We start from the raw sequence: 11,316 nt of genomic DNA on the forward strand, positions 1-11,316 counted from the left end.
CGGCATCGGCCCCCAACGATTCGCGGCCCGAGCCGCGTTGTGTGGGCGACAATGCCAGCCAGGCCAGGGGAGGCAAGCGATGGCGCGATGGGAGCCGATGCTCGACACGCTCATGAGGGAGCGTGCGGGAGGGCTGCTGGCCTATGCGCGCCTGCTCGCCGGCGACGACGCGGAGGACGTCCTCCAGGACGCTCTCGTGAAGGCGTTCTCAAGGGGACGTCGGTTCCCCAATGTGCCGATGGCGGAGGCGTACGTGCGCCGCACCATTCCGAGCGTCTTCATCGACCGTGTGCGCCGCGCCGGGGCCGCCCGCCGTGCCCACGACAAGCTCCGCGAGGTCCCGCCGCACCGGCCGGACAGCGCCGAGGTGCTCGACGTGCGCGCCGCGCTCGCGCGCCTCAGTCCCCGCGAGCGGGCGTGCATCGTGCTGCGGTTCTACGACGACCTCACGGTGCCGGGGATCGCGGACCGGCTCGGCATCGCCGAGGGCACGGTCAAGAGGTACCTGTCCGATGCGTCGGCGCGGCTGGCGCAGGAGCTCGACACGGTCGCCGACTGGCGTGCCGATCCGACCACGGTGCCGGTGGTGGCACCCCAGATGAAGGGAGCAGGGCGATGAATGATCTGAGGGATCTGCTGCATGACGAGGCGCGCGGCGGGCACACGGGCGACGACTTCGCCCGGCGGTTCGGGGCGCAGGTGCGGGGGCGCGTGCGGCGTCGTCGCGCGGTGCACGCCGCCGGGGTGGGGTCGGCGGCGGCGGTGTCCGCCGGGGTCCTCGCCTTCGGCGGGATGGCGCTGGCGCAGGGGCGGACCGCGTCGGTAGCGCCGGCGGGGCAGTCGGCGAGCCCCTCCGCGGGGGCATGCCTCGACGTTCCCACCGGCAGCGCCGACGAGGAGGTCACGATCAGCCTCGGCCCGGAGACGTCCCTTCCCGCCAGCACGGCCGCGCCGGATCAGTGGTCTGTCATCGACGGCGATACCGGGCTCACCACGCTGCAGGACGCCGCGAGCGGGGCAGTGCTGGCTGTCATCTCCACGGGCGCCGACGGCGACCTGGTGGTGCAGACCGCCGCCGATGCAGCGGTGACGGTGACGCCCGACGAGGACGGCCTCGCGGTGTTCAGCATCGCCGACGGCACCTGGGTGACCTGGGATGCGAACCTCAACGTGCAGCTCGACCGCACGAAGTCGATGCCGGACGGGGTCAGCGAGGCCGTCCCTGCCGAGCCCGCCGCCTACCCCGAGGCGGCCTTCGCGTGCGCACCCGAGCCGGCACTCGCGCCCGACGAGGCGCTCTACGCGTCCCTCGAGGCCGGCAGCGACCGGGTCCTGACGCTTCTCATGCCCAGGGCCGACGGCACCGCGGTGCTCACGCGTGAGGACGGCACCACCGAGGTCCTCCAGCCCACCGAGGACGGCACCTTCACCTTCGACGACATCGACGCCGACGGCGTCGCCACCCACGTCACCGTGGACCCCGATCCCGCGCAGGGCGAGAGCTCGGTCACCGTCGAGTTCGACTAGCCGCCATCCGGTGTGACCAGTACGGCCGATGCGCCCGTCGCCCCAGGTGACGGGAGCATCGGCCGTAGTCTCGAGGCATGACCGTCGTCACCGCGATCCGCCGCTATCCCGTGAAGTCGATGGGAGGCGAGGCGCTCGACCGCGTCGACCTCGACCCGCGCGGCCTGGTGGGCGACCGCGGCTGGGCGGTGCGTGACGGCGACTCGAGGCTCGCCTCAGGAAAGAACACCAAGCGCATGGTGCGCCGCGATGGCGTCTTCGCGTTCCGCGCGGCGACGACCGCCGAGGGCGTCGTGGTGAGCGGGCCCGGCGGCAGGCACGGCCTCGCGGGAGACCCGACCGTCGACGCGTGGCTCACTGACGCGCTCGCGGCCGAGGTGGCCCTCGCGCCCGAGACCGACGTTCCCCACTTCGACGACGGCGCGGTGTCGCTGGTGGGCACAGCCACCCTCGACTGGTGCGCGCGAGAGCTCGGCGCCGACGCTGACGCCCGCCGCCTGCGCGCCAACCTCGTGGTCGCGACCACGGAGCCCTTCGAGGAGGAGTCCTGGGAGGGCGAGGTGCGCATCGGCACGGCCGTGCTGCGGCCCGTCGGGCGCATCGAACGCTGCCGGACGATTGACCTGCCGCAGGACGGGCTTGCCGAGAAGACCCGCTGGCTGCAGCCGCTGGGAAAGTCCCGCGACCTGCGCGTGGCGATCTACCTCGACGTGGTCACTCCCGGCGAGGTGGCCGTGGGTGACCTGGTGACGGGCGCCTCCGCGAGCCACTGAGCGTCGTCGGTACTGGCGTCGAGCGTGTGTCCCGCCCCGCGGAGCGCTCGCGTCGCCTCGTCGTGGCGGTCGCTGGGCGTCATCAGGACGTCGCCGTCGAAGGTGGAGATCACGAAGACCGGGCAGCCGATCGCCGCGAGAGGGTCCACCAGCCATGCCACCACGCCAGTCAGGCCGAACGGGATCGGCCCGCCGGCGTACAGCGCCCGCCACGGGCCGTCGAGTTCTGCTCCCGAGGGCGCCGCATCGGATCCGCAGACGATAGAGATCTCCTGGTCGGTCCGGGTGTAAGACACCAGGGACTCGGCGCGAACCAGGTCGGCGAGCACTGGAGCGACGTCCGTGTCGACGGGGAACCGCGCGATGACGTACTCGCCTGGCAGCGAGCGGAGGGGGACAGCAGGAAGAGGCATGGATGCACCCCGATCAGAAAACGCGGAAGGCAACCACACGGTGCCACGGCAATCGCGTTGCTACGACTGTAGCGAGTGGCACGCCTTCGCCCGCGCCGTGCTGCTGGCGGGACATGAGGGTCGATTCTCGAGCGAAAACGACGCTCATGTCCCGCCAGGAAGCAGCCCGAACTCAGCGTAGGCAGGAATCCACCAGCTGCTCGGCGAGGCCCACGTACGTGCCGGGGGTCAGCGCGGCAAGGCGCGACTTGGTTTCGGCCGGCAGCTCGAGCCCGTCCACGAAGCTCCGGATCGCGTCGGCGTCGATGACGTGTCCGCGGGTGAGGTCCTTGAGGCGCTCGTAGGGGTTCTCCATGCCGGGCACGCCCGCGATCGCGGCGGCACGCATCGCCGACTGGATGGGCTCGGCGAGCACCTCCCACGACCCGTCGAGGTCGGCGGCGAGCGCCGCCTCGTTCACGGATAGGGCGCCAAGCCCGCGACGCACGTTGTCGATCGCGAGCAGCGAGTGGCCGAACGCGACGCCGATGTTGCGCTGCGTGGTCGAGTCGGTGAGGTCTCGCTGGAGCCGCGAGGTGACCAGCGTGGACGCGAGAGTGTCGAGCAGCGCCGCAGAGATCTCGAGGTTGGCCTCGGCGTTCTCGAAGCGGATGGGGTTGATCTTGTGCGGCATCGCGGAGGATCCGATCGCGCCGGCCACGGCGGCCTGCGCGAAGTAGCCCAGTGAGATGTACGTCCAGACGTCGGTCGCCAAGTTATGCAGAATGCGGCCGAAGCGGGCGACGTCCGCGTACAGCTCGGCCTGCCAGTCGTGGCTCTCGATCTGGGTGGTGAGCGGGTTCCAGGTGAGGCCGATGCCCTCGACGAACGTGCGCGACACCTCCACCCAGTCGGTGCCGGGGACGGCGGCGGTGTGGGCGCCGAAGGTGCCGGTGGCGCCGTTGATCTTGCCCAGGTACTCCTGGCGCTCGATGCGGCTCAGCTGGCGGCCCAGGCGGTGCGCGAGCACCGCGAGCTCCTTGCCCAGCGTGGTGGGGGTGGCGGTCTGGCCGTGGGTGCGCGACAGCATCGGCACGGACTTGGTCTCGCGCGCGAGGTCGGCGACCTGCGAGACAAGCGACGACGCGGCGGGCAGCCACGCCTGCTCGACGGCGCCCTTCACCATGAGCGCGTAGGACAGGTTGTTGATGTCCTCCGAGGTGCACGCGAAGTGCACCAGCTCGGCGAGCGGCTCGAGCGACGTGCCCTCGATGCGGCGCTTGATGTAGTACTCGACGGCCTTGACGTCGTGGACCGTGACCTTCTCGATCTCGGCGTGCTCGCGGATGCCCTCGGCGCCGAACTCGGCGGGGATGGCGCGCAGCAGCTCCACCTCGTCCGCGGTGAGCTCGCGCGTGCCGGGCACGGCGGCGGTCGCGCACAGGTGGATGAACCACTCGACCTCGACGAACAGGCGCGCGCGGTTCAGCGCGGGCTCGCTCAGGTGGTCCACGAGCGGCGCGGCCGCGGAGCGGTAGCGGCCGTCCAGCGGGGTGAGCGCGATGGCGGGCTCGACGTCGGCGAGGGTCACATACGAGGCGGGGTTCCACTCAGTCACGGGCCTCATTGTTCCATGCACAGGCCCAGGCGCCGGGGCGGCGCCTCCACACGCTGACGCGGGGCCGATGCTGCGGCCGGGTGGGCGAGCCTACGGTCGCCACATGAGTGACCTGGGAGGCGCGTTCGACCTCTGGAGCCCCGTGGACGGGGTCCTGCCGGATCTGTGGCTGCCGACGGGGGAGATCGACCGCGCCGTCGAGCAGGCACGGGCAGCGTGCGACCGCCTCGACAGGGCGGACGACGTCACGTGGGCGTCCGCCGCCGGTGACCTTTACCGGGCCGAGCTCTCTGCCTTGCGGGGGCGCGTGGCAGCGATGACCGCCGCCGTGGAGGACGCGCGCGACGCGTGGTGGAGCCTGCAGGCCGTGGCGCGCGGGGCGGGTCAGTGACAGGGCCGGTGACCGGGACAGTGACCGGGCGGGAGATCGCATGACGCGGGAGGCGGACCCGATTCCGGTGGGCGTCGCCGGGGGCGCGGGCGGTACCGAGGCGGTCACGGAGGACCTGGAGGCGGCGAGCGCGGTGCTCGCGGATGCGGGGGAGGCCCTCGAGGAGTGCCGTCGCGCGCTCGACGCGTGCCTCGCGCTGCTGGACGACGCCCAGCGCCACGCCGGGCCCGCCGTGGTGGGGGCCGTGACCAGGGCCGATGCCGCGGCCGGCCTGGCGCGGTGGGGCACCTCCGGCGCTGGCGCCCTGGAGCGAGACGCCCACGACCTTGCCGTGCGCGTCGCCGACGTGGCGCGCACCTACGCCGACGCGGAGGAGCGGGCGCGCGGCGGCATCGGCCTCGTCACCGCGGTGCAGCGCTATGCCGCGGACACACTGGACACTGGCGCGTGGCTCACGCGGGCGGTCGTGGGCCTGGGGTGGGCGTTGTCGGTGCCGGGGACGATCGCGCGGCTGACGGGAGACGATCCCGTCGGCGGAGCCCTCGCTCCGGACGAGGCCCCCGGCATGACCGGCTACCTCAACCGCGGCACGGTGGGCGCGCTCACCGCGACTCTCGGTGCCACTCCGGTGATGGGTCCGAGCACCTACGACGCCATCCTCACGGTGCTGCGAGGCATGCTCGGCGCGCTCGATACGGCCTTCGAGGCCTCCTACGACGGCGCGAGCCCGCGCGGACCCCGCACGTCATCGGACGTGCCGCGGTCCATGGCCGACCTCGCCGCGGGGCTGGAGAGCTTCACGTATGTCGAGGAGGGTGTGGTCGCGGTCGACGAGCTGGTGGGCGCCGACGGCGTGCGCCGCTACGTGGTGACGATCCCCGGCACCTACGACAACGGGTTCTCCTCCGTGAACCCCTTCGACTGGCACGGCAACGGCACCGTGGAGGCTGGTGGCGTCTCGGACGCGATGCGGCTGACCGTCGACGCGATGGAGCGGATGGGCATCCCGCCGGGCGCCGAGGTGATGCTCGTAGGACACAGTCAGGGAGGCATGGTCGCCACGGCCGTGGCCGGGGCGCGGGGCATCCGTGAGCGCTTCAGGATCACCGATGTGGTGACATTCGGCTCACCCGTGGCGGACCTTCCCCACGTCGAGGGCGTCACGTACGCGCATGTCGAGGACGTCTCCGACTCGGTGCCCGCCCTGGACAAGGGCGGTAGGGACGAGGGCGCGAACGTCACCACCTGGTCGGCCGACGCCCGCGCCTCGAGCGACCCGGCCATCGCCGCCGCGGCCACCGGGGTGCTGTCGGTTCACGCCATGTCCACGTACCGCGCGACGGCTGGCGCCATCGACGCCCTGACGGACCCGTCGACGCAGGCGTGGAAGCGGCAGGTGAGCGGCTACACCACGTCGTTGAGCGCGACCCGGACGCTCTTCAGTCCCACGGCGCCGCGGGACCCGGAGCAGCCGGTGGAGGGGAGGGTGAGCCTCGTCAGTCCCGCGCCGAGCCGGTGATGCCGCGCACGATCGACGAGATGATCGTGATGACCAGCGCGCCCACCAGCGCGAGCCAGAAGTCGCCGATCACCAGTTCGATGCCGCCGAACCACGTGGTGACCCACGCCGCGAGCCACAGCACGAACCAGTTCACCACCAGGGCGAACAGCCCGAGCGTGAGGATGGTGATGGGGAGCGCGAGGATCTGCAGCACGGGCTTGATGACCTGGTTCAGCAGCTGCAGGATCACTCCCACGGCGCCGAACACCAGGACGCGCGTCCACCATTCGCCCTCGCCGCCGGTGACGGCGATGTCGAGCGGCAGCAGCGTCGCGAACCACACGCCCACGGCCATGGCCATCACATTCAGCACGAACCTCATGCCCAGGAGTGTTCCACACTGGGGGGTCCTCGCCACCTGGCACCATGGTCGTCATGAGCCTTCCCCAGCCGCGTCCCGCGGTCGCCGGCCTACCCGCCTACGTCCCCGGCGCGCGCGGCGCCGCGGACCGCCTGCCCCCCGTGAAGCTGTCGTCGAACGAGACGCCCTTCGACCCGCTTCCCTCGGTGGCGGCGGCGATCGCGCGCGCAGGCGACGGCATTCACCGCTACCCGGACATGTTCGCGGTGGAGCTTCACGAGCGCCTCGCCGCGCGCTTCGGCGTCGGCGCCGACCAGGTGGCCGTCGGCGGCGGATCGGTGGCGGTGCTCCAGCACATCCTCACCGCCTACTGCGCGCCCGGCGACGAAGTGCTGTTCGCGTGGCGCTCGTTCGAGGCCTACCCCATCCTCACCCACATCGCCGGCGCGACCCCGGTCATGGTCCCCGTCACGGCAGACGGCCGCCACGACCTCGACGCGATGATCGCCGCGGTGAGCGACCGCACCAAGGTCGCCATGCTGTGTTCGCCCAACAACCCCACCGGGCCCGCCCTCACGCGCGACGAGTTCGCACGCTTCATGGCCGCGGTGCCGACATCGGTGCTCGTGGTCCTCGACGAGGCCTACGTGGAGTTCGTCACCGAGGCCGATGCGGTGGCGGGGCTGGAGGAGCTTCCCCGCCACGACAACCTGCTGGTGCTGCGCACCTTCTCGAAGGCGTATGGCCTGGCGGGAGCCCGCGTGGGCTTCGCGCTCGGTTCCGCTTCGCTCATCGCGCCGGTGCGGGCGTGCGTGACGCCCTTCTCGGTGTCGTCGGCGGCCCAGGCCGCGGCGCTCGCCTCGCTTGAGCCCGTCGCCGAGCAGGAGCTGCTCGAGCGGGTGCAGCAGGTGGTGGCCGAGCGCCCGCGCCTGCGTGACGGCCTGCGCGCGCTGGGCTGGGACGTCCCCGAGGCCCAGGGCAACTTCGTGTGGATCCCCGCGGGCGACCGCACCGTGGAGATCGCGGTGGCGCTCGCGGCGCTCGAGCCAGCGGTGCTGGTGCGGCCGTTCGCCGGCGAGGGCATCCGCGTCACGGTCGGCTCGCGCGTGGAGAACGATGCCGTGCTGGCCGCGATGGAGGGGCACGGGGCCCGGTGAGGTGTCTGGGGTAATCTGTTCGCGTGTTTCGCCGCCGTCGCGCCACGTCCGGCGCTGAGAATGGCGTAGCGAACCTAGGAGACACGTGACCCCCACCGATTACGAGGCGATCGCGCGCGACGCGGGCCTGGAGCGCGTCGGAGCGCGCCCGCCGCTCGGCGCCTACCTCGCCGAAATGTGGCAGCGTCGTGCCTTCGCGACGTCGCTCGCCATGTTCCGACTTCAGGCACAGGTGAGCGAGAACCGCCTTGGTCTGGCGTGGATCGTGCTGCGACCGCTCCTCAACGCTGCTCTCTACGGCACGATCTTCGGCATCATCCTGCCGCGGGACACGCGCCCGGACGGGGTGGCGTTCGTCCCCTTCGTCGTCGTGGGCGTCTTCATCTTTGAGTTCTTCTCTAAGTCCTTCGCGGAAGGTGCCCGGTCGATCGTCGGCAACGCATCGCTGGTGCGTTCGTTGGCTTTCCCCAGGATGTTGCTGCCGGTCTCGCACATCGTCCAGCAGGTCCTCGAGCTCATCCCCATGATGCTGATCTTGGCGATCATTGTCATCGGCTTTGGTCAACCCATCACGTGGTGGTGGCTCCTGATCATTCCGGCGCTGATCCTCATGACGATGTTCAACCTCGGCATCGCACTCCTGGCGGCACGCCTCACCGTTCACGTCCGCGACCTCACCCAAGTGATCCCGCTCGTGACGCGCCTCTTCTTCTATGCATCGGGCATTTTTTACTCGCTTGAGGAGGTCCTTGCTGATCAGGCGGACTGGATGCTCAAAGCCGCCCAACTGAATCCCGTCCACGACTACATCACCATCGTGCGCGACCTGATGCTTGAGGGCATCAATGCGCCGGGATGGATGTGGATGGTGGCGACCGGCGCCGCGGTGGCGACGATGGTGGTCGGCATCGTGTTCTTCTGGCTCGCGGAGGAGAGGTACGGCCATGACTGATGACCTCGGCAAGCCGACAGTGGTGGTCGACAACCTCCACATCAAGTACAAGACCTTCACCTCCGGCAAGACGGCGGCACAGAACCGCTCGTTGCTGACTCGGCAACGGGGAATCAAGGTGGTCCACGCGCTCAAGGGAGTGTCCTTCGTGGCGCGCGAGGGCGAGTCGATCGGCGTTATCGGCCACAACGGGTCGGGCAAGTCGACGCTGATGCGGTCGATCTCCGGCCTCATCGCGCCCGCAGAGGGACGTGTGTTCGCCTCCAGCCGTCCCGCGCTGCTCGGTGTGAACGCCGCGCTCATTCCCCGGTTGTCCGGCGAGAAGAATGTGCTGCTGGGCGGGCTTGCGCTGGGCATGACGCCCGCAGAGATCAACGACAAGTTCGACGAGATTGTGGGCTTCGCGGACCTCGAGGAATTCATCGACCTCCCGATGAAGAACTACTCGTCCGGAATGTCATCACGGCTGCGCTTCTCCATCGCGATGTCCCGTGACCACCAGATCCTCCTCGTCGACGAGGCGCTGGCAGTGGGCGACAAGGAATTCCGAGCGAAGAGCGAGGCGAGGATTCGCGCGATGCGCGAGGAGGCGGGCACCGTGTTCCTCGTGAGTCACTCCATGAAGTCCATCCTCGATACGTGCAACCGGGTGATCTGGATCGACCACGGCGAGCTCAAGATGGATGGTGATCCGCGCGAGGTGGTCGCGGCGTACACGGAGTCGAAGTAGTCCATGTGTGCACTGAGCCCCTCAGAAGCACACTCTCAGGAGGCGCGTGTCGTCGCCGTTGTCGTGTCGTACAACCGGCGCGACCTGCTGCTGGAGGCACTCGACGCGCTCGCCGCTCAGACTCTCCCGCTGGCCGGGGTCGTCGTGGTCGACAATGCGTCGACCGATGGTTCCGCCGAAGCCGCGCGGGGAGCGCATGCCGAAGCTGACGTCGTCACCCTCACGACTAACATCGGCGGCGCGGGGGGCTTCGCTGCCGGCATTCAACGTGCGCTCACCGAGCATCGGCCGGAGTGGATCTGGCTCATGGACGACGACACCATTGCGCGCCCCGACGCCGCACAGAACCTTGTTGCCGCGGCCACCGCAGCTGGTGCCGTCGTCGCAGGCTCGCGCGTGGTGTGGACCGACGGTTCGGACCACCCGATGAACACACCGCGGCGTCGACCTTGTGACTCTCGCGAGCGTCGAGGGGCCGCGGCTAGCGTAGGAGCCATGAGCGTCCGCTCGTCGTCCTTCGTGTCCATGCTGGTGGACGCCGATGCTGCGCGGGCCGAGGCGCCGCCGGTACCCGACTACTTCATCTGGAACGACGACTTCGAGTACTCCACCCGGCTGCTACGTCACCGGCTGGGGATCTTCGTGCCTGCCAGCGTCGTGGTTCACAAGACCGCCAAGCTCGGCTCGACCGACGTCGACCCCGGGCCGCGCTTCTACTACGAGGTGCGAAACAAGGTATGGATGTGGCGCCTGTCGACCTCGTTGTCACCCGCGGAAAAGGTCGTTTATGGTGCATCGTCCGCCGTGCGGTGGGCGCGCACCTTTGCGCGATCTCAGCAGCGCGGCGTCCTCGCCGACGGCCTCAGGCGTGGCTGGCGGGATGGATGGCGTGAGCGTCCCCGTCCCGCGGACCCCGTGCTCGCCGACGCCGGCCTCCCGGGGGAGGGGTGGCCGCGTGACTAAGACGGAATTCTCGCTGCTGATGCCTGTCTACGGCGGGGATCACGCCGCATTCCTGCGCTCCGCGTTCGAGTCCAGCGTGCAAGAGCAGACGCTGCGGCCGTCCGAGGTAGTGCTGGTGCAAGACGGCCCTGTGGGCCAGGAACTCACGGCCCAGCTCGATGCCCTCGTGCGGGAGTCGCCCATCCCTGTTGTCCGCGTCGAGCTCGCGGAGAACCAAGGCCTCGCCGCCGCGCTCACGGCAGGTATAGCAGCCTGCAGCCACGACATCGTCGCGCGCATGGACGCAGACGACGTGTCGTTTCCGGACCGATTTGAGCGCCAGTTGGCACTCATCGAGCAGGGCTTTGACCTGGTCGGGACTGGACTCGTGGAGTTCGAGGGGTCCGCTGAGGAGTTGGGCCGTGCGCGGGTGACGCCGCACGGCGACCAGATCGCCCATGACGCGCAGTTCCGATCGCCCTTCAACCACCCCACCGTCGTCTTTCGCCGCGACGCCGTCGTCCGAGCCGGCGGCTATCAGCCGCTGGGGATGATGGAGGACTACTGGCTGTGGGCGCGCATGATCGCCGATGGCGCACGGGTGGAGAACCTCACCGACCCCCTGGTTGCCTACCGCGTCGATGCGGGCGCCTACCGGCGACGTGGGGGATGGGAGCAGCTGCGCACCGAGTTCGCGCTCCAACGGGCGATGCGTCGCATTGGATTCATCTCGCGGCGCCAGTACGTGCGCAACATTGTGGTGCGTGGCGCGTATCGCCTCACGCCCACCTTCGTCAGGCGCGGCGCGTACCGCCTCGCCTTCCTCTCGAGGTGAGCTTCACGGCCTCGAGTCGAGCGACCGTAGGGCACGCCGATATGATTGGCCTGTCTGTCCTGTCAGTGCCCGCGCGCCCGCGCAGCGGCCAGATAGGGCCCTAGCATCCGATCCATGTGAGGAAACAACGCTGATGA

13 protein-coding genes are annotated in these 11,316 nt (G+C 70.1%); 10 read left to right on the forward strand and 3 right to left on the reverse strand.

The annotated features are described in order from the left end of the window. Positions 1-79: 79 nt before the first annotated feature. From B7K26_RS12685 to B7K26_RS12695, 3 genes are all read left to right on the forward strand, one after another. Positions 80-619, forward strand: a complete 540-nt coding sequence (locus tag B7K26_RS12685; RefSeq protein ID WP_084079558.1) for a sigma-70 family RNA polymerase sigma factor — start codon at positions 80-82, stop codon at positions 617-619. Then, positions 616-1,527 (forward strand): RICIN domain-containing protein, encoded by a 912-nt coding sequence (locus B7K26_RS12690; protein WP_084079559.1) that lies wholly within the window; start codon positions 616-618, stop codon positions 1,525-1,527. The genes B7K26_RS12685 and B7K26_RS12690 overlap by 4 nt, the downstream gene beginning before the upstream one ends. A gap of 77 nt (positions 1,528-1,604) precedes the next feature. Further along, a complete protein-coding gene (locus tag B7K26_RS12695) occupies positions 1,605-2,300 on the forward strand; it encodes an MOSC domain-containing protein (RefSeq protein WP_084079560.1) in 696 nt (231 codons plus the stop codon). Here the strand turns inward: B7K26_RS12695 and B7K26_RS12700 are convergent. Together B7K26_RS12700 and purB are read right to left on the reverse strand one after the other, a co-directional pair. After that, positions 2,228-2,713 (reverse strand): ACT domain-containing protein, encoded by a 486-nt coding sequence (locus B7K26_RS12700; RefSeq protein ID WP_084079561.1) that lies wholly within the window; start codon positions 2,711-2,713, stop codon positions 2,228-2,230. The genes B7K26_RS12695 and B7K26_RS12700 overlap by 73 nt on opposite strands. A gap of 172 nt (positions 2,714-2,885) precedes the next feature. After that, positions 2,886-4,319, reverse strand: coding sequence for an adenylosuccinate lyase (gene purB, locus B7K26_RS12705; RefSeq protein ID WP_084079562.1), 1,434 nt, complete (start codon positions 4,317-4,319; stop codon positions 2,886-2,888). Between the two features lie 94 nt (positions 4,320-4,413). On the opposite strand from purB, the gene B7K26_RS12710 reads away from it, so the two are divergent. Next, a complete protein-coding gene (locus tag B7K26_RS12710; protein WP_084079563.1) occupies positions 4,414-4,701 on the forward strand; it encodes a hypothetical protein in 288 nt (95 codons plus the stop codon). Positions 4,702-4,741: 40 nt separating this feature from the next. Further along, the gene (locus tag B7K26_RS12715) at positions 4,742-6,220 is read left to right on the forward strand and encodes a hypothetical protein (RefSeq protein ID WP_084079564.1); all 1,479 of its coding nucleotides are present in this window, start codon (positions 4,742-4,744) and stop codon (positions 6,218-6,220) included. On the opposite strand, the gene B7K26_RS12720 is transcribed toward B7K26_RS12715, so the two are convergent. Next, positions 6,198-6,584 carry a phage holin family protein gene (locus B7K26_RS12720; RefSeq protein ID WP_084079565.1) on the reverse strand — a complete coding sequence of 129 codons (387 nt, stop codon included), beginning with the start codon at positions 6,582-6,584 and terminating at the stop codon, positions 6,198-6,200. The genes B7K26_RS12715 and B7K26_RS12720 overlap by 23 nt on opposite strands. Before the next feature lie 53 nt (positions 6,585-6,637). Here B7K26_RS12720 and hisC point away from each other — a divergent pair, with 53 nt between their 5' ends. The 5 genes from hisC (at position 6,638) to B7K26_RS12745 (ending at position 11,179) form a co-directional block, all read left to right on the forward strand. Then, positions 6,638-7,720 (forward strand): histidinol-phosphate transaminase, encoded by a 1,083-nt coding sequence (gene hisC / locus B7K26_RS12725; protein WP_084079600.1) that lies wholly within the window; start codon positions 6,638-6,640, stop codon positions 7,718-7,720. 85 nt (positions 7,721-7,805) lie between these two features. Beyond that, positions 7,806-8,672, forward strand: a complete 867-nt coding sequence (locus tag B7K26_RS12730) for an ABC transporter permease (RefSeq protein WP_200811122.1) — start codon at positions 7,806-7,808, stop codon at positions 8,670-8,672. Continuing rightward, the gene (locus B7K26_RS12735) at positions 8,665-9,402 is read left to right on the forward strand and encodes an ABC transporter ATP-binding protein (protein ID WP_084079566.1); all 738 of its coding nucleotides are present in this window, start codon (positions 8,665-8,667) and stop codon (positions 9,400-9,402) included. Before B7K26_RS12730 ends, B7K26_RS12735 begins: the two co-directional genes overlap by 8 nt. Positions 9,403-9,405: 3 nt before the next feature. Next, on the forward strand, positions 9,406-10,365 hold the full coding sequence (locus B7K26_RS12740) for a glycosyltransferase (protein WP_084079567.1): 960 nt from the start codon (positions 9,406-9,408) through the stop codon (positions 10,363-10,365). Beyond that, positions 10,358-11,179: a glycosyltransferase gene (locus B7K26_RS12745; protein ID WP_234998821.1), complete on the forward strand. Its 822-nt coding sequence runs from the start codon at positions 10,358-10,360 to the stop codon at positions 11,177-11,179. The genes B7K26_RS12740 and B7K26_RS12745 overlap by 8 nt, the downstream gene beginning before the upstream one ends. Positions 11,180-11,316 lie beyond the last annotated feature (137 nt).

It is taken from the genome of Demequina sp. NBRC 110057 (assembly GCF_002090175.1).
GTDB lineage: Bacteria > Actinomycetota > Actinomycetes > Actinomycetales > Demequinaceae > Demequina.